Source organism: Streptomyces sp. PKU-EA00015, assembly GCF_013387495.1.
In the GTDB taxonomy this organism is placed as follows: Bacteria; Actinomycetota; Actinomycetes; order Streptomycetales; family Streptomycetaceae; genus Streptomyces.
Genome location: NZ_JABZEE010000020.1, coordinates 26,322 through 43,102 on the forward strand (window position 1 = coordinate 26,322; position 16,781 = coordinate 43,102).

General features: G+C 74.2%; 16 protein-coding genes. 4 read left to right on the forward strand and 12 right to left on the reverse strand.

Annotated features, from left to right (window positions below):
• Positions 1 to 21: 21 nt before the first annotated feature.
• Both cobM and cbiE read right to left on the reverse strand, forming a co-directional pair.
• Positions 22 to 771, reverse strand: a complete 750-nt coding sequence (cobM, locus tag HW130_RS14885) for a precorrin-4 C(11)-methyltransferase (protein WP_177150035.1) — start codon at positions 769 to 771, stop codon at positions 22 to 24.
• Entirely contained in the window at positions 768 to 2,015 is a 1,248-nt protein-coding gene (cbiE, locus tag HW130_RS14890; protein WP_177150036.1) for a precorrin-6y C5,15-methyltransferase (decarboxylating) subunit CbiE, read from the reverse strand. Before cbiE ends, cobM begins: the two co-directional genes overlap by 4 nt.
• 143 nt (positions 2,016 to 2,158) lie before the next feature.
• Here cbiE and HW130_RS14895 point away from each other — a divergent pair, with 143 nt between their 5' ends.
• Entirely contained in the window at positions 2,159 to 2,401 is a 243-nt protein-coding gene (locus HW130_RS14895; protein ID WP_177150037.1) for a DUF2277 domain-containing protein, read from the forward strand.
• Here HW130_RS14895 and HW130_RS14900 read toward each other — a convergent pair.
• The 5 genes from HW130_RS14900 to HW130_RS14920 form a co-directional block, all read right to left on the reverse strand.
• Positions 2,373 to 3,002 carry a VTT domain-containing protein gene (locus HW130_RS14900; protein ID WP_177150038.1) on the reverse strand — a complete coding sequence of 210 codons (630 nt, stop codon included), beginning with the start codon at positions 3,000 to 3,002 and terminating at the stop codon, positions 2,373 to 2,375. The genes HW130_RS14895 and HW130_RS14900 overlap by 29 nt on opposite strands.
• 296 nt (positions 3,003 to 3,298) lie before the next feature.
• Positions 3,299 to 3,766, reverse strand: coding sequence for a DoxX family protein (locus HW130_RS14905; protein WP_177150039.1), 468 nt, complete (start codon positions 3,764 to 3,766; stop codon positions 3,299 to 3,301).
• Between the two features lie 56 nt (positions 3,767 to 3,822).
• Positions 3,823 to 5,841, reverse strand: coding sequence for an FAD/NAD(P)-binding protein (locus HW130_RS14910; protein ID WP_177150040.1), 2,019 nt, complete (start codon positions 5,839 to 5,841; stop codon positions 3,823 to 3,825).
• Positions 5,842 to 5,973: 132 nt separating this feature from the next.
• Positions 5,974 to 7,656, reverse strand: a complete 1,683-nt coding sequence (locus HW130_RS14915; RefSeq protein ID WP_177150041.1) for an alkaline phosphatase D family protein — start codon at positions 7,654 to 7,656, stop codon at positions 5,974 to 5,976.
• Positions 7,657 to 7,744: 88 nt separating this feature from the next.
• A complete protein-coding gene (locus tag HW130_RS14920; RefSeq protein WP_177150042.1) occupies positions 7,745 to 8,398 on the reverse strand; it encodes an HNH endonuclease family protein in 654 nt (217 codons plus the stop codon).
• A gap of 193 nt (positions 8,399 to 8,591) precedes the next feature.
• Here HW130_RS14920 and HW130_RS14925 point away from each other — a divergent pair, with 193 nt between their 5' ends.
• Together HW130_RS14925 and HW130_RS14930 are read left to right on the forward strand one after the other, a co-directional pair.
• Complete coding sequence (locus HW130_RS14925; RefSeq protein WP_177150043.1) at positions 8,592 to 9,341, forward strand: ABC transporter permease; 750 nt, start codon at positions 8,592 to 8,594, stop codon at positions 9,339 to 9,341.
• Positions 9,342 to 9,716: 375 nt separating this feature from the next.
• The gene (locus tag HW130_RS14930) at positions 9,717 to 10,301 is read left to right on the forward strand and encodes a TMEM165/GDT1 family protein (protein WP_177150044.1); all 585 of its coding nucleotides are present in this window, start codon (positions 9,717 to 9,719) and stop codon (positions 10,299 to 10,301) included.
• A gap of 110 nt (positions 10,302 to 10,411) precedes the next feature.
• On the opposite strand, the gene HW130_RS14935 is transcribed toward HW130_RS14930, so the two are convergent.
• Both HW130_RS14935 and HW130_RS14940 read right to left on the reverse strand, forming a co-directional pair.
• On the reverse strand, positions 10,412 to 11,074 hold the full coding sequence (locus HW130_RS14935; protein WP_177150045.1) for an HAD-IA family hydrolase: 663 nt from the start codon (positions 11,072 to 11,074) through the stop codon (positions 10,412 to 10,414).
• Between the two features lie 137 nt (positions 11,075 to 11,211).
• Positions 11,212 to 12,645, reverse strand: coding sequence for a peptidoglycan-binding protein (locus HW130_RS14940; RefSeq protein ID WP_177150046.1), 1,434 nt, complete (start codon positions 12,643 to 12,645; stop codon positions 11,212 to 11,214).
• A gap of 153 nt (positions 12,646 to 12,798) precedes the next feature.
• Here HW130_RS14940 and HW130_RS14945 point away from each other — a divergent pair, with 153 nt between their 5' ends.
• Entirely contained in the window at positions 12,799 to 14,874 is a 2,076-nt protein-coding gene (locus HW130_RS14945; RefSeq protein WP_177150047.1) for an MDR family MFS transporter, read from the forward strand.
• A gap of 2 nt (positions 14,875 to 14,876) precedes the next feature.
• Here the strand turns inward: HW130_RS14945 and HW130_RS14950 are convergent, their stop codons facing one another.
• The 3 genes from HW130_RS14950 to HW130_RS14960 form a co-directional block, all read right to left on the reverse strand.
• A complete protein-coding gene (locus tag HW130_RS14950; RefSeq protein WP_177150048.1) occupies positions 14,877 to 15,356 on the reverse strand; it encodes a GNAT family N-acetyltransferase in 480 nt (159 codons plus the stop codon).
• A gap of 61 nt (positions 15,357 to 15,417) precedes the next feature.
• The gene (locus HW130_RS14955; protein ID WP_177150049.1) at positions 15,418 to 15,732 is read right to left on the reverse strand and encodes an antibiotic biosynthesis monooxygenase; all 315 of its coding nucleotides are present in this window, start codon (positions 15,730 to 15,732) and stop codon (positions 15,418 to 15,420) included.
• 352 nt (positions 15,733 to 16,084) lie between these two features.
• Positions 16,085 to 16,780, reverse strand: coding sequence for an O-methyltransferase (locus tag HW130_RS14960; RefSeq protein ID WP_177150050.1), 696 nt, complete (start codon positions 16,778 to 16,780; stop codon positions 16,085 to 16,087).
• Position 16,781: the final 1 nt, after the last annotated feature.

A 16,781-nucleotide genomic window follows, 5' to 3' on the forward strand; every position in this document is an offset into this window, starting at 1 on the left:
GCGCCCCCCGGGGCAGGCCCGTCAGCAGGTGTGGCGGTCGCGTTCCGGGGAGTACAAATGGCTGTCGCGGAACTGCGTCGCCGCCAGCGTGCGGCCCACCAGGATCACCGCCGTCCGCGTCACCCCCGCCGACTTCACCTGGTCCGCGATGTCCTCCAGCGTGCCCCGCAGGACCAGTTCGTCCGGGCGGCTCGCCATCGCCACGACCGCCGCCGGGCAGTCCTTGCCGTAGTGCGGGACCAGTTCGTCGACGACCCGGTCCGCATAGCGCGCCGCCAGGTGCAGCACCAGCAGCGCCCCGCTCCTGCCCAGCGTCGCCAGGTCCTCGCCCTCCGGCATCGGCGTCGCCTGCTGGGCGACACGCGTCAGGATCACCGTCTGGCCCACGGTCGGGACCGTGAGCTCCCGCTTCAGCGCCGCGGCCGCCGCCGCGAACGCCGGTACGCCCGGGACCACTTCGTACGGCACACCCGCCGCGTCCAGCCGCCGCATCTGCTCGGCGACCGCGCTGAAGACCGACGGGTCTCCCGAGTGCAGCCGGGCGACGTCGTGGCCCTCCTCGTGGGCGCGGACCAGCTCGGCCGTGATGGCGTCCAGGTCCATCCGGGCCGTGTCCACCAGGCGCGCGTCCGGCGGGCATTCGGCCAGCAGTTCCGTGGGGACCAGGGAGCCCGCGTACAGGCACACGCCGCACGACGCCAGCGTGCGCGCGCCGCGCACGGTGATCAGGTCGGCGGCTCCGGGGCCCGCACCGATGAAGTACACGGTCATGACAGTTCTCCGCTCTTGGTGACGGACCATTGGGTGACCGGCATCGCCTGGCGCCAGCCGGTGAACCCGCCGACGGGCACGGCGTGTGCGACCGCGAGCCGTACGAGCTCGCCGCCCAGCGCGCGGTACCGCTCGGCGAGCAGCGCCTCGGACTCCAGCGTCACGGTGTTGGCGACGAGCCGGCCGCCGGGCGCCAGCGCGTCCCAGCAGGCGTCCAGCAGGCCGGGGACGGTCAGCCCGCCGCCGATGAACACGGCGTCGGGCGCGGGCAGCCCGGCCAGGGCCTCGGGCGCCGCTCCGCGCACGACGCGCAGGGCGGGCACGCCGAGGGTGTCGGAGTTGCGGGCGATGCGCTCGGCGCGCACCGCGTCGCGTTCGACGGTGACCGCGCGGCACGACGGATGCGTGCGCATCCACTCGATCGCGATCGACCCCGACCCGCCGCCGATGTCCCACAGGAGTTCGCCGGGCGCGGGCGCGAGCGCCGCGAGGGTGGCGGCGCGGACATGGCGCTTGGTGAGCTGGCCGTCGTGCTCGTACGCCTCGTCCGGCAGACCCGGCGCGGCGGACAGCCGCAGGGCGCCGGGCGCGCGGCGGCAGTCGAGGGCGATGACGTTCAGCGGGTCGACGGCGCAGGCTGCGTCGGTGTCCCAGGTGTCGGCGGTGCCGTCGACGTGCCGTTCGGCGTCGGCGCCGAGCTGGGCGAGCACGCGCATCCGCGTCGGGCCGTAGCCGCGGTCCCGCAACAGGGCGGCGACCTCGGCGGGCGTGTCCGCGCCCGTGCTGAGCACCAGGAGGCGGCGCCCGTCGTGCAGGGCGGCGGCGAGGCGGGCCGCCGGGCGGCCGACGAGCGTGACGACGCCGGTGTCCTCGACGGGCCAGCCGAGCCGGGCGCACGCGTACGAGACGGAGGACGGATGCGGCAGCACGCGCAGCGCGTGGGGCCCGAGCTCGTCGGCGAGGGCGCGCCCGATGCCGTGGAAGAACGGGTCGCCGCTGGCGAGGACGGCGACGCGGCGCCCGGCGTGCGCGGCGAGGAGCCCGGGGACGGCGGGGCGCAGGGGGCTGGGCCACGGCACCCGTTCCCCGCCGCACTCGCCGGGCAGCAGCGCCAGCTGCCGCGTACCGCCGATGATCACCTCGGCTCCGCGCAGGGCGTCCTGGGAGGCGAGGGCGAGCCCCGGCCAGCCGTCCGCGCCGATCCCGACGACGGTCACTGCAGGTGGGCGCGGTGCGGGGGTCACGGAGTCGGGTACCTCGGGAAGCGGGGGAGGGGACGGAGCCGCACTCTACTGTCCGCCCGGGACCGGCCTGACGGGCCCCCGCCGCTTTTCCTCCCCAGGCCCGACACTCGCGGGCTGTCAGTGGCGCGCGGCACACTGGACGCATGTGCCGCAGCATCAAGACCCTTCGTCCGCCCGTGCTCCCCGAGGAGGCCACCGAGGAGGACATGCGCGCCGCCGCTCTGCAGTACGTGCGCAAGGTGTCCGGCTTCCGGGCGCCCGCCGCGCACAACCGGGAGGTGTTCGAGCAGGCCGTCGACGACATCACCGAGGCCACCCGCAGGCTCCTCGAAGGGCTCGAGGTGCGCGGCGGGGCCGTCAGGCGGTCGGCGCCGGACGCCGCATGACGTAGGCGGCCAGCGACCCGGCCGCGAACAGCGCCAGCACCGACACCGCCGCGCCGACCCAGCTCGCGCCGAGCCACTGGCCGCCGAAGTAGCCGAGGCCGACGCTGTAGCCGGCCCAGGCCAGACCGGCCAGGGCCGACCACGGGAGGAACTCCATCACCGTGCGTCGTGCGGCGCCCGCGCCCAGCGAGACGACCGACCGTCCGGCGGGCGCGAAGCGGGCGATGACGACGAGCGCTCCGCCGCCGCGGCTGAGCGCGGCGCCGAGACGTTCCTGCGCTCTGGTCAGGCGGCGGGAGCGGGCGATGGCGCGGTCGAAGCGGTCGCCGCCGCGCCAGGCGAGCCGGTAGGCGACCAGGTCGCCCAGCACGGACGCGGTCGCCGCGCAGAGCACGAGGACGAGCAGGGAGGGTACTTCGCGCTGCACCTGCCCCGCCGCGCCCGCGACGGTCGCCGTGGAGCCCGCGGCGGCAGCGGTCGCGGCCGTGATCACCAGCACACCGCTGGGCAGGACGGGCAGGAAGACGTCGAGGAGGACGGACAGGGCCACGACGGCGTAGATCCATGGGCTGCCGGTCAGCGACCCCACACTCTCCAGCACCTTGTTCTCTCCCCGGTTCCGGTGACAAGGCCGCTGTGTCGCGAGGGGCGTCAGGGGGCGGCTTGACAGCTGTACAGCGTACGCCCGGGTGACGCGCAGAGATCGGGAGGGGTGCGGGAGGGGAGCGAGATGTCGTACACCGCGTGAACCCCCAGGGGGCGCGTACGACAGGCGCGAGGAACGCGAAGCGCCCGGCCCCTCGTGACGAGGGACCGGGCGCCGCCACCACTCCGCGCGCGGAGCCCGGCTGGGACACGGGCAACCCAACGGCCGCCCGGGGAAGAGCGGTTGGGACGTCAGGCGGTCACGGCCGTCTTCTGCGCGCGGGTGCCCCCGCCCTCCCGCTCGGCGCCGCGCGCGCCGAACAGGCCGTCGAGCGCGAGCGCGCCGGGGCCGGTGAAGACCAGCAGCAGGAACGCCCAGCAGAACATGACGGACGCCTCGCCGCCGTTCTGGAGCGGGAACAGCGACTCCGGCTGGTGCACCGAGAAGTAGGCGTACGCCATCGAGCCGGACGCGAGGAATGCGGCGATGCGCGTGCCGAGGCCGAGCAGCACCAGCGCGCCGGCGACGAGCTGGATGACCGCCGCGTACCAGCCGGGCCAGACGCCGGTCTCCACGGTGGTGCCGTTCATCCCGCCGAGCACGCCGAACAGCGAGGCGGCGCCGTGGCACAGGAACAGCAGGCCGAAGACGATGCGGAACAGCCCGAGTGCGTACGGCTGCGCCTGATGCAGCCGACCGGGAAATGTGGGGGTTGCCATGGGACTCCTTCGGTCATGGGGGACGGAACCGATGAGGAGGTCCAGGTTAGGCGGACCTAATTCATACTTGCAAGTTCAACATTCGGCCGTCGTCCGATTTCCGCCCCGCTCTCGACGCCGGCCTCGAGGTCCCTGCCCGGACCGCGGCCCGCGCCCGCGAGCGGCGGGGCGAGCGAGCGCAGGGCCGCACGCGCGACCGCGTCGGCATCCGACAGCGTCACCGAGTCCACTCCCGGCCGGGCGCCCGCCGCGGTCACCCAGTGCACGCCCTCGGTGGGCACGCCGAACGCCAACCGGCGTGGATGCGCCCGCCCCTGACGGTTGACCAGACGGTACGGGCGCGGTGTGACATCCAGACCTCCGGTTTCGTAACCGTCGATGGCGTGGGGGCGGCACTGGCCTGTCTTCAGCAGCCGGCCCAGCAGCTCGTCGTCCGTCCTGCGCAGATCCGGCTCCGGCAGTCGCGCCTCGATCAGCGTGGTGAACGTCACGGCCGACCCCGGCACGTCCGGCGACTGCGCCGTGAACAGCCCGGCCTCGGTGCCCACCGACATCCGCGGCCCCACCACCTCCAGGACGCCCGCCTCGATCAGCGCCGTCATCTCCTCGATCCTGCGCCGGGGCGGGCCGATGGAGAGGAACGCGTTCAACGGCGTGTACCAGCGGTCGAGGTGGTCGCGGCGGGACGTACCGGTCAGACCTCCGTGGTCGACGATCAGGCGCAGCTCGTTGCGGACGTCGCGCAGCACGTCGAGAGCCGCCTTCACCGGGCCCTCGACGTTGCCGAGCCCGGCGTGCGCGGCGTCTGCGCGCAGATACGCGAGCAGCCAGGCCCGGTGACCGGCGCGGGAGGTGAAGACCTCGCCCCGGTGCGGGCGCGCGAGGCGGTCCCACGACCAGCGGTCCGCCTCCGCCACGCCGAACGCCTGCAGCGTCTCGGCCTCCTCCGCACTGCCGTGCCCCGACGCCAGGAACCGCTCCCGGAAGCCTGTGACCGCGCCCGCGGTCTCACGCTCCCGGACCGCCGGCAGGGACGCGTAGTAGACGGTCTCCACCTCCTTGGCGACCAGCGGCCAGATCTCCGAGAGGAAGTCGGCCGGGTGCCCCGCCTCGGCCCGCTCACGGAAGCCGGCGATCACCCCCGGAGTCAGCACCAGCGGTTCGTGCCGTCCCGACGGGCCCTTGGCGTTGTCGCCGCGCGCCTGGTGGGGCACGCCCCGCCGCGAGCCCGCGTACAGCTCCGGCTCGCGCCCGGACGGACGGTAGACGAGCCCCCGCTCCCCGTCGCGGACGAACGAGCCGCCGCGGCCCGTCGTCAACAGGGCCAGGTGGTCGAAGAAGCTGAGCCCCAGGCCGCGCAGCAGCACCCGCTCCCCGGCGGCGATGCCCGACAGGTCGAGGTCGGCCGGGTTGGCGGGCGGGAAGTGGCGCAGCCCCGGCCGGCGGGCCGCGTAGTCGGCGAGCTGAGCCGTGGACTGGCGCGAAACCACCGGCAGATGGCCCTGCGCGAGCACGACCGCGCTCAGCCCGGACAGCATCGTGCCGTCGTCGAGCCGGAGCGACTGCAGCGGGTCCCGTACGTCGGCCGGGGCGTCACGGTCGTCCTCCAGCCGTACGGCGAGAGCCCGGTGCACCCGTACCTCCACCGTCTCCGGCGCCGAGCCCACCGTGCGGGCGAAGGCCCACTCCAGGTAGCGCCCGTAGCAGGCGCGGGTGGGGTAGTCGTCGGGGCCGAGTCGTTCGCCGCACCGGCCGGCGGCCCACTCGTACAGGCTCGGCCCCGGGCGTATCGGCCCCTCGCAGGCGACGCTGTCGTCCGTGAACACCGTCACCTGCGAGGCCACCGTGTTCATGAGCAGCTCGGCGTTCTGGTCGGTGCGCCACACACGGCCGGCGCCGGGAGCGGCGGGGTCGACGACATGGACGGTCAGGGGCGTGTCCGGGGCGAGGTCGGGGACGGAGGCGCAGAGCCGTTCGAGGAAACACGTGCCGCGGGGGCCTGCTCCGACGAGGGCTATCGCAAAGGGGCGGGGGGACTGCGCGGAACCTGCGGACAACACTGACTCCCGGGGCATGTGGGGTGCGCGACGGGCGCTGGAAGCGGATCGTCCGCCTCATCATGCCGGTGTCACGCCGCAGGCCACCGGGCCGGGTCCACGTCACACGCCCGCACGGCCGGAACGCGACGCCCGGTCAGGGGCCGTCCGTCAGGGGCCGCCTGTCAGGGTCCGCTCCAGCACGGTCGTCAGCCGCCGCGCCGCTCCGCCCCGCACCTCCTCAAGGCCCTCCGCCTTCTGGAGCCGCAGCGCGGCGGAACGGCCCCGCAGCGTCAGGGTCATCAGCTGGTTGCCGAACCACGGACCGCCCGTACGCCGCCAGTTCACGGACGGGGTGCCCGTGCGGCCGTGCCGGGCCAGCGCGCGGCCCAGCCGCCTCCCGAACCGGCTCCAGCCGAACCGGAACCCGACCCGGATCGCCGCGGGCACCGAATTGTGCAGCGGCGAGCACGTCAGCTGGAGCACCCGTGCCGCGGGCCGCCCGGCCGCCGGCCACACCGGCTCCGCCACATACGCGTGGTGCACGTCGCCGGAGAGCACGCACACCGTCGCGGGGGCGTCCTCACCGGCGCCCGCCTCCGCGATCAGGCGCGTCAGCTTCTCGAACGACGCCGGGAACGCCGCCCAGTGCTCCAGGTCCGCGCCTTGGCGCACCCGCTCGCTCAGCCGCGCCCAGCGTGCGCCCCGCCCGCCCCGGCACAGCGCCGCGTTCCACTCCTCCACGTCGTGGATCAGGGGCGGCAGCAGCCACGGAAGCGAGCTGCCGACGAGCAGGTGATCGAGCGAGCCCCGGCCGTCGAGCGCCTGGTCGCGCAGCCACGCGGCCTCCTGCGGGTCGAGCATCGCCCGGGCCTGCTCCTCCAGCACGCGTCCGGCCCGCGTGTCGACCATCAGCACCCGGGTACGGCCGAAGTCGCGGCGGTAGCTCCAGCGGACCGAGGCCGGGTCGGCATCCGCCCGCAGCGCGAACTTCCGCAGCGCGTCGGTCCCGTCCCCGGCCGCCCGCAGCTGCCCGTACAGCTCGTCGGCGTCCAGCTCGGCGGGGGAGAGGTTGCCCAGGTGCTGGTACACCCAGTACGACATGAGTCCGCCGGTCACCCGCTCCTGCCACCACGGTCTCGCCCGCATGTCCGCGAGCCAGGACGCGCTGGTGTTCCAGTCGTCGACCAGATCGTGGTCGTCGAAGATCATGCAACTGGGGACCGTCGACAGCAGCCAGCGCAGCTCGGGGTCGAGCCACGACTCGTCGTACAGGCGGGTGTACTCCTCGAAGTCCGCGACCTGCTCCGCCGGCGCCGCGGCGCCCGTGCCGGCCGCGGCCCGCCGCCCGGCGATCCACCGGCGGGTCGTGTCCGACGTCTCGTCCGCGTAGACCTGGTCGCCGAGCAGAAGCAGCACGTCGGGCCGCCGGGCGGTGGGATCGGCGGCGAGCGCGGCGGCCAGGGTGTCCAGCGCGTCCGGGCCCACCGGGTCGTGCCCGCCGGCCGGCGGCGCGGCCCAGCGGCAGGAGCCGAAGGAGACGACGACGTCCGCCGAGGGCGCATCTGGCGTACGGATCGTGCTGGGCGGGAAGCGCGAGTCGGGCAGCGGCCACACCCGCTCGCCGTCGAGCAGCACCTCGTAGCCCGAGGTCGTGCCCGGCGTGAGACCGGTCACGACCACGAGCGCGTAGTGGTGGCCCGCGACGGCGAACGTGCGCGAGGAGCCGTGGCCGCCGCCTTCGCAGCGCACCTCGGCCGTGCACGGGCGGTCCGCCTCGACCCAGACGGTCGCGCTCGTGCCCGTGTCCCAGTCCACGTACCGCAGCAGCGGCCCCAGGCGCAGCCCGGCCATGTGTGCCCCTTCCGTCGCCCCGTACGGTACGGAACGACGGGAGGGGCGGCCTGGTTCCACGCGGCCTGCGCGGGCCCGGGGGCTGCGATCAGCAGCCGTTCAGTATGGACTGGAGCGCGCTCTTCTCGGCGGAGTCGACTTTCAGGTTCCAGTAGTACTTGGTGTGCACCCACATCCGGGCGTACATGCAGCGGTACGAGGTGACCGAGGGCAGCCACTCGGCCGGGTCCTGGTCGCCCTTGGCCTGGTTGACGTCGTCCGTGACCGCGATCAGCTGCGGGCGGGTCAGGTCGTTGGCGAACAGCTGGCGCTTGGAGGTGGTCCAGCTGTTCGCGCCGGAGCGCCACGCCTCGGCGAGCGGGACGATGTGGTCGATGTCGACGTCGGAGGCCGCGTACCAGGTGGCGCCGTCGTACGGGGAGTACCAACTGCCGCTGACGGCCGCGCAGCTGGAGTCCTGGACGACGTTCGAGCCGTCGCGCTCGAGGACGACCTCGCGGGTGTTGCAGGCGCCCGACTGGGTGATCCAGTGCGGGAACAGGTCACGGCTGTAGCCGGTCGAGGAGCCCTCGGGGGCGACGGTCAGCTGGCTGAGGTAGCTGCGGGCGGTGGAGGCGCTGACAGGAGTGGGCGGCGCGGCCTGCGCGGCGGGAGCGGTCGCCAGCAGGCCGGTGGCCGCGACGGCGGAGGCTGCGGCGAGGACGGCCGCCCGGCGGGCGCGACGCGCGTAGACACCAAACATGCGAACTCCTTGGGTAGTGGGGGGATCGTGGCCGCCCCCGCGCCCTTCGGTGCGGGAGGGCCCAGGCGTGGCCATGCTGGCGGCGCCAGGTTGCTCGGGGATGGGCGCCAGGTAACAGAGTGACGACATGAGCACGTCACATCAAGGGTTCTGACGCTCCGGCACCGTCCGTCCCACGGGCTAGGGTTGCCGCGTGCTGCTGCCGGTCAACCTCACCCTCGGGGCCGTACTGGCCGTCCTGCTCGCCGTCGCGGCGACCGTCGCCGCCCTCGCCCACCTGGGCCGTTCCCGCGCGATCGCCGTCGCGGGCGTGCGCGCCGCGGCCCAACTCGCCGTCGTCTCCCTCGCGATCGGGTGGGTCGTCGAAGCCGTACCGCTCCTCCTCGCCTTCCTGCTGCTGATGTACGCCGTCGCCGTGCGCACCGCCGGACGCCGCATCACCGTCAACTCCACCTGGTGGTGGGCAGCGCTCCCGATCGCCGCCGGCGTCCTCCCCGTCGTCGCGGCCCTGCTGCTGACCGGGCTCGTGCCCGTGAAGGGCATCACCCTCGTCCCCGTGACCGGCATCCTCATCGGCGGTGCGCTCACCGCGACCGTCCTCGGCGGTCGCCGGGCCCTGGACGAACTGGCCCAGCGCCGCGGCGAGGTGGAAGCGGGCCTCGCCCTCGGCCTGCCGGACCGGGACGCCCGCATGGAAGTGGCCCGCGAGCCCGCCTCCGACGCCCTGCTGCCAGGTCTCGACCAGACCAGGACCGTCGGGCTCGTCACGCTGCCGGGCGCGTTCGTCGGCATGCTGCTCGGCGGCGCGTCACCGGTGGAGGCGGGCGCGGTGCAACTCTTCGTGCTCGTGGCCCTGATGGCGGTCCAGGCCGTCGCCGTCGCGGTGGTCCTGGAGCTCGTCGCCCGGGGCCGGCTGCACCGGGACGGCACGGACACTCCCTGACCGCGGCGGCGCGGCCCGTCGCAGGCCGGACCATCGGCTCGGCGACGGCCCCCTCCCGCCGCCCCTGTGCACCGCGACACTGCCCGTGCCCGGTGCGACGAAGGCCCCGGAGACCGGGGCCGAGGTCCCTGACGGGCCGGCCGGACGGTCGCGTATGCTGGGGGGACCGTAAGGGGAGTAGCTCTTCGCCGGAACGTCGACATACTGCCGGGCCTCGTGCCCGGCCGGCGCCCGGAGGCGGACTCGTCCGAGACCGCCAGCGAGACCTTCGGCCGCAGTGTCCATGTCATTCATGGCGCTGCCGTGCCGAAGCGACCCCTGAAACGCTCAGGACTCTCGGCAGGGCCGCGCCCGACCGATTGAGGTTTTCCCTCCATGATCAGCTTTACCGTCATGGCGATCACGTTCGGTGTCGTCTTCCTCGCCGAGCTGCCCGACAAGACCGCCCTGGCCGGTCTGATGCTCGGCACCCGGTACCGCGCCTCGTACGTCTTCGCCGGGGTGGCCGCCGCCTTCGTCGTCCATGTCGGGCTCGCCGTCGCGGCCGGCAGCGTGCTCACCCTGCTGCCGCACCGGCTGGTGCAGGCCGTCGTCGGCCTGCTGTTCCTCGCCGGTGCGCTGATGCTGCTCCTGAAGAAGGACGACGGCGACGAGGAGAGCATCAAGGCTCCGGCGGACCAGTCCTTCTGGAAGGTCTCGGGGGCCGGGTTCATGCTCATCCTCGTCGCCGAGTTCGGCGACCTGACCCAGATCATGACCGCCAACCTCGCGGCCCGTTACGACAACCCGCTCTCCGTCGGGCTCGGCGCCGTGCTGGCGCTGTGGGTCGTCGCCGGGATCGGGATCCTCGGCGGCCGGACGCTGATGAAGTACGTGCCGCTGCGGCTGATCACCAGGATCGCCGCCGCGCTGATGCTGGCCCTGGCCGCGTTCAGCCTGTACGAGGCCGTCGCGGCCTGACCGCCTCGGCGGTCGCCCCGGGGCGGGCCGGCGGTTCGCCGGTCGCGGCCGTCCGCACAGGCCGGACCTCGCCCCTGCGGGCAAGGTCCGGCGCGGGGAGGCGGACGCCGTCAGGCGCTGAGCTCGATCGTGCCGTCAGGGTGGGCGGTCACCGCGAGGTGCGTCAGGTCCGGCACGTACAGGTCGGGGGCGAAGGCCGCGGCCCTCGGGCCGACGCCGACGACGCGCATGCCCGCCGCGCGGGCCGCCGTGATCCCGGCCTCGGAGTCCTCGAACGCCACGCAGTCGGCGGGGCCGTACCCGAGCTCGGCCGCGCCCTTGAGGAAGCCCTCCGGGTCGGGCTTGCTCGCGCCCACGCACTCGGCGGTCACCCGCACCGCGGGCATCGGCAGTCCTGCCGCGTTCATCCGGGCCGTGGCCAGCGCCTCGTCGGCCGAGGTCACCAGGGCGTGCGGGAGGCCGGCGATCGCGGCCAGGAAGGCGGGCGCGCCCTCGACGGGCACGACGCCGTCCGTGTCGGCGGTCTCTTGGGCGAGCAGGACGCGGTTGTCCGCGTAGTTCTGCTCCATGGGCCGGTCGGGGAGGAGGACGGCCATGGTCGCGTAGCCCTGGCGTCCGTGGACGACCTTGAGCGCCTCTTCGGGGTCGAGCCCGTGCTCGACGGCCCAGGCGCGCCAGCAGCGTTCGACCACGGCGTCCGAGTTGACGATGGTGCCGTCCATGTCCAGGAGCAGGGCACGGGCGATCAGGACGGGCGTGGTGGTGGCCGGCATCGGCGTGGCTCCAGGGCGCGGGGAAGAAGACAGAGCGGTCCCGCCCGCCGGTCAGGGAGTACGGGCGGAACCACTTTGTTCCTACACGATACAAAAGAAGGGCGGGTGCGCGCCACCCCGCCTCCGCGCCGGCCTCGTCACGGCTCGCTCGTCTCCGCCTCCAGGGACCGGCGCGTCTTCTGCCCGTAGACGCCGAGGGGGTCGCCCTTGATGCCGCGTGCCTGCTGGTACCGCGCCACGGCGTCCTCGACGCTTTCGCTGTACTCGCCGTCCGCGGGGCCCTCGTACAGCCGGATCTCCGCCAGCCGCAGCTGGAGCTCGGTCACGGCGGGCCCGCTGTCGCCCTTCTGCAGCGTTTTCGCCGAGGACCGCCTCGGCTGCTCCTCCGACACGCTGCCGGTCCCCACGGCGGTCGACGGCGGCGCGCTCGGGGCCGGGGCCGCGGGAGCGGACCCGGCGGGTGCCGTGCCGTCCGCCGAGGCCGGTGCGGAGGAGCGCCCCGACGAGGACGCCGACGCGGAAGGGGATGCGGAGGAGGAGACGGAGGGCGAACCGGTCACCGACGGAGGAGCGGACGGCGCGTCCGGGCCGACGTTGAGGCTCGGCCCGCTCGAGTCCCGGTCGGGCATCGACACGTGGTCCGGTTCGCGCTCCCCGGAGAACAGGCCGCCCGCGAACGCGACGGTCCCCGCGACGGCGAGAACGGCCGCGCCGACGACGACGGCGACGGTCGCGCGCCGCCGCGGCGCGCGGCCGGCGGGCGGGGCGGCGTCAGGGGCGTGGCCGTCGAGCGGAGGCAGCTCGTGCGCGTCGTCGTCCCACGCCGCGCCGGGCTCGCCGGGGGCTCGTACGACCCCGAAAGCCATGGTGGCGGCGTCCTCCGGCCCGGCCTGCGGTAGGGGAACGTGGTGCGCACCGGGCCCGCCCGGCGCGAGCCCCGGCCCGGCGGCCACCTGCCCGGCGGTCTCGGGCCCGTCCGCGCCGGGAGGCACAGCCCCGGCCGGACCGACCGGCCCGGTCAGCCAGACCTCGCCGGGTGTCACGACCGCGCCCGTGCCGCCCGCGGCTCCCGCCGTCCAGGGGCCGACGACCCCGCCCTCCGATCCGTCCGGCGCGATCGGGCCCGTCGGCCTGACGGCTGCGGACCCCGTCGCCCCCGGCGTCGTCCCGCCCGCAGGGCTGACCGCGCCGGTGGTCGCGGTGTCGACGGCCCCCGCCGCTCCGGCCACGGGCGGGAGCGGGCCGGCGGGCGGGAGCGGGACCGCCGACAGGACCGCCTCGGCTCCGGCCCCCGGCGCAGTGGCGTCCGCAGGGCGGAAGGGCTGCGGTCGCGGTGCCTCGTGGGGGAGCGGGGGCGGTGGGGGCGGCGGAGCCGTGTCGGGGAAGTCCGGATCCGGGAGCGCCACGTAAGGGCGTATCCGCAGCGGATCGAGGTCCTCCGCAGTGGCGGCACGCGCCTGACGCTCCGCCCGCATCGCCTCCACCGCTCTCCGCGCGCAGTCGCATCCGGATCCGGCGCCGCCGTCCGCGCTCCGCGGTCTGCCGCACTCGGAACAGCTGTTTCCGGTCATGGCCGGTCCCTCCCCTAGGAATGCCGCCGATTATGCAGACGTCCGGTGCGCCACCGCACAGCACCACCCCGCCTGGCCCGGCCACGCCCTCCGCTCGGCAGGCCATAACCGGACACACCCACCACGATGGAAAGGAACGCAAAGGAGATCCGCATGGCCCAGGAAGTGAGCACCGCGCACTCGCCCTCGGCCCCGGGAGAGCCCCGGAACCGCCGGACCGTACTCGTCGCCATCGGAGCCCTGCTGCTGGGCATGCTGCTTGCCGCACTCGACCAGACCATCGTCGCCACCGCGTTGCCGACCATCGTCAGCGAACTGGGCGGCATGGACCACCTCTCGTGGGTGGTCACCGCCTACCTGCTGGCCTCCACCGCCGCCACCCCGCTGTGGGGCAAACTCGGCGACCAGTACGGCCGCAAGAAGCTCTTCCAGGCCGCCATCGTCATCTTCCTCCTCGGCTCCGCCCTGTGCGGCATCGCGCAGAACATGCCCCAGCTCATCGCGTTTCGCGCCCTCCAGGGCCTCGGCGGCGGCGGGCTCATCGTGCTGTCCATGGCGATCGTCGGCGACATCGTCGCGCCCCGTGAACGCGGCCGCTACCAGGGCCTGTTCGGCGCCGTCTTCGGCGCGACCAGCGTCCTCGGCCCGCTCCTCGGCGGATTCTTCACCGAACACCTCAGCTGGCGCTGGGTGTTCTACATCAACCTGCCCATCGGCGTCGTCGCGCTGCTCGTCGTCGCCGCCGTCCTGCACATCCCGGCCCGCGCCACCCGGCACACGATCGACTACCTCGGCACGTTCCTCATCGCCTCCGTCGCCACCTGTTTCGTCCTCGTCGCCTCCCTCGGCGGCACCACCTGGGCGTGGGGCTCGGCGCAGATCATCGCGCTCGCCGTGCTGGGGGCCGTCCTGCTCGTGGCGTTCGTCGCCGTCGAACGGCGCGCCGCCGAACCGGTGCTGCCGCTGAAGCTGTTCCGCATCAGGACGTTCAGCCTCGTCGCCGTCATCAGCTTCGTCATCGGCTTCGCGATGTTCGGGGCGATGACGTACCTGCCGACGTTCCTCCAGGTCGTGCAGGGCGTGTCGCCCACCATGTCCGGTGTGCACATGCTGCCGATGGTCCTCGGCATGCTGGTCACCTCCACGGCGTCCGGGCAGATCGTCAGCCGCACCGGCCGCTGGAAGGTGTTCCCCGTCGCCGGAACGGCCGTCACCGCCCTCGGTCTCGTCCTGCTGCACCAGCTGAAGGAGTCCAGTTCCACCTGGCAGATGAGCGCGACCTTCTTCGTCTTCGGCGCCGGACTCGGCCTGGTCATGCAGGTGCTGGTGATCGTCGTGCAGAACGCGGTCAGCTACGAGGACCTGGGCGTCGCCACGTCCGGTGCGACGTTCTTCCGCTCCATCGGGGCGTCGTTCGGCGTCGCCGTCTTCGGCACCATCTTCACCAACCGGCTCGAGGACAAGCTCGCCGACGCCCTCGCCGGCCAGCAGGTGCCGCCGGGCGCGGGCGCGTCCGAACTCGCCGCCGACCCGCGCGCCATCGCCGAACTCCCGCCGCCGCTGCGCCCGTCCGTGCTCCACGCGTACGCCACGTCCATCACGGACGTCTTCCTGTACGCGGTGCCGGTCGTCCTCGTCGCGTTCCTCGTCTCGTGGTTCCTCAGGGAGGACAAGCTGCGCGGCTCGGTCACCGCGCCCGAGCCCAGCCAGACGCTCGCCTCCAACCCGGTCGAACGCTCCTCGCACGACGAGGTGGCCCGCGCGCTGTCCGTCCTGGGCTCCCGCGAGGGACGCCGGCACATCTACGAGAGGATCACCGCGCGCGCCGGGTACGACCTGCTGCCCGTGTCCAGCTGGCTCCTGCTGCGCATCGGGCGGCACGGCATGGTGGAACCGGCCCGCCTCGCCGAGACCACACCGGTGCCGCTGCGCGCCGTCACCGAGGCGGCCCGCGAGATCGAAGGGCGTGGACTGGCCCGCCGCGAGGGCCTGGACCTCCTGCTCACCGACCGGGGCGCGGAGGTGACGGCCCGGCTGTCGCAGGCCCGCGAGGAGTCGCTGGCGGAGCTGCTGGGCGACTGGTGGGGGCCGGACCGGCCGACCGACCTGATCCAGCTGGTGCGCGAGCTCACCAGCGAGCTGTGCGGATCGGACGCGGAACGGCCCCGCACTCCCGAGCCGCGCGGCGACCACGAGCGGCCCGCGGCGGAGTACCCCCACCGGCACTGAGGCTAGAGCTTCTTGCCGTACCAGATCTCCATGTACGGGCCGGTGCAGTAGGCCGGGATCTCCTCGTACCCGTGCCGTATGTACAGGGCCCGGGCGGCGAGCAGGTCCAGCCGGGTGTTGAGCACCATGCGGCGGGCGCCGAGCGCGCGGGCCTCGTGCTCCAGCAGGTCCATGAGCAGCCCGGCGCCCTTGAGGCCACGGAAGGCGGGGCGGACGAACACGCGGGTGAGCTCGGCCCGTTCCGCGTCCAGCATCAGCACGCCGCCGCAGGCGGCGGGCTCGCCCCCGTACCGCCCGACGACGAACTGGCCCGTGGGCGGAACGAGTCGCTCGGCGCCGTCCCCGGTCAGGCCCTCGTCGATCTCGGCGTCGGTCGCCGGCCGCTTCCAGTAGCTGCCGGCGACGTCGCCGTAGTAGGCGCGGCGCAGGGCACAGGCGTCGTCGGTGTCGACGGCCTCCGGGGCAAGGGTCCACTCGGTCATACGGACTCTGTATCCCCCGGCGGGCCCCTCCGGCCAGCGAATTACGGGCGCGGGCCCGCGGTCAGGCCTTGGGGGCGGCCTGCTGGACGACCTCGAAGGACCACACGGTCGACCCGCTGGCGGCGGGCTTCGCCCGCTCGCCGCCGCCTTGGTGCGCGGCCTTCATGGGGCCCTCCATCCACGCCTGGAACGACTCCTCGTCGCGCCAGCGGGTGTACACGAGGTACTGGTCGGTGCCCTCGACGGGCCGCAGCAGCTCGAACCACTCGAACCCGTCGGACGACTCGACGGCGCCGGCGCGGGAGGCGAAGCGCTTCTCGAGGGTGTCGCGCTGGTCGTCGGGAACGGTGAGGACGTTGATCTTCACGATGCTCATGCCCCCATCCTGCCGCACGCCCCCGCCCACTCCGCGGCCACGCTGCACGCGACGCGCTCGCGGGGCCCCGCCCCACGCCCCGCGCCTCAAACTCCCCCTACGGCTTGGCGGCCGTGGGTGGGGGTCCCCCCGGCGAAGCCAGGGGGAGTGCCCCCAGCGGGGCTGGACCTCGCGCAGCGAAATCAGCCCGTCCGGCGCGGAGCCCGGAAACGGCGGCCTTGGGACGCAGCCCGCGCCCGCAGGGCGCGTGGCCGGGGGCCGGGGCGGAGCCGCGAAGCCCGCGCACGCAGGCGCGAGGCCCATGGGGGCTGGGGCGGAGCCCCAGTTCGGGAAGGGGCGGGGTGGGGAGAAGTCAGCTCACCACGCGCGCCACCAGCAGCCCGTCCCACCCCTTCACGCCCACCGTCTGCACCACCGTCGCGTCCAGCCGCGGCTCCTCCGACACCAGCCGGTACATCTCCCGCGTGCCGACAATCGCCGGGTCCTCGCTCGACGGGTCCGTCACCCCGCCGCCGCGCACCACGTTGTCCACCACGATCACGCTTCCCGGGTGCGTCAGGCGCAGGGCCCATTCCACGTAGCGGGCGTTGTTCGCCTTGTCCGCGTCGATGAAGACCAGGTCGAACGGGCCGGCTCCCGGCTCCGCCGCCAGGCGGGGGAGCAGGTCCAGCGCCGCGCCCGTCCTGACCTCCGCGACCTTGTCGCAGCCCGCGCGGGCCAGGTTCGCGCGGGCCACGTCCGCGTGGGCCGGGTCGTATTCGAGCGAGATCAGCCGGCCGTCCGCGGGCAGCGCGCGGGCCAGCCAGATCGTGCTGTAGCCGCCCAGCGTGCCGATCTCCAGCGCCGTGCGCGCTCCCTGGATCCGGGCCAGCAGATGCAGCAGTTTGCCCTGGTTCGGGGCGACGTTGATCGCCGGGAGCCCCGCCGCCTCGCTCGCGGCCAGCGCCCCCGTGAGCGTGTCGTCCTCGGGCACGAGAAGCTCGCCGACGAAGCGGTCGACGGCGTTCCACCGGTCCTGCAGTCGGTCCTGCGCAGCGTCCTCAGCCATA

Excerpts from the sequence above, each read along its gene's own strand:
- cobM (WP_177150035.1), bottom strand. The coding sequence starts at position 771 with ATGACCGTGTACTTCATCGGTGCGGGCCCCGGAGCCGCCGACCTGATC.
- HW130_RS14895 (WP_177150037.1), top strand. The coding sequence starts at position 2,159 with ATGTGCCGCAGCATCAAGACCCTTCGTCCGCCCGTGCTCCCCGAGGAG.
- HW130_RS14905 (WP_177150039.1), bottom strand. The coding sequence starts at position 3,766 with ATGGCAACCCCCACATTTCCCGGTCGGCTGCATCAGGCGCAGCCGTAC.
- HW130_RS14910 (WP_177150040.1), bottom strand. The coding sequence starts at position 5,841 with ATGCCCCGGGAGTCAGTGTTGTCCGCAGGTTCCGCGCAGTCCCCCCGC.
- HW130_RS14915 (WP_177150041.1), bottom strand. The coding sequence starts at position 7,656 with ATGGCCGGGCTGCGCCTGGGGCCGCTGCTGCGGTACGTGGACTGGGAC.
- HW130_RS14920 (WP_177150042.1), bottom strand. The coding sequence starts at position 8,398 with ATGTTTGGTGTCTACGCGCGTCGCGCCCGCCGGGCGGCCGTCCTCGCC.
- HW130_RS14930 (WP_177150044.1), top strand. The coding sequence starts at position 9,717 with ATGATCAGCTTTACCGTCATGGCGATCACGTTCGGTGTCGTCTTCCTC.
- HW130_RS14935 (WP_177150045.1), bottom strand. The coding sequence starts at position 11,074 with ATGCCGGCCACCACCACGCCCGTCCTGATCGCCCGTGCCCTGCTCCTG.
- HW130_RS14940 (WP_177150046.1), bottom strand. The coding sequence starts at position 12,645 with ATGACCGGAAACAGCTGTTCCGAGTGCGGCAGACCGCGGAGCGCGGAC.
- HW130_RS14945 (WP_177150047.1), top strand. The coding sequence starts at position 12,799 with ATGGCCCAGGAAGTGAGCACCGCGCACTCGCCCTCGGCCCCGGGAGAG.
- HW130_RS14950 (WP_177150048.1), bottom strand. The coding sequence starts at position 15,356 with ATGACCGAGTGGACCCTTGCCCCGGAGGCCGTCGACACCGACGACGCC.
- HW130_RS14955 (WP_177150049.1), bottom strand. The coding sequence starts at position 15,732 with ATGAGCATCGTGAAGATCAACGTCCTCACCGTTCCCGACGACCAGCGC.
- HW130_RS14960 (WP_177150050.1), bottom strand. The coding sequence starts at position 16,780 with ATGGCTGAGGACGCTGCGCAGGACCGACTGCAGGACCGGTGGAACGCC.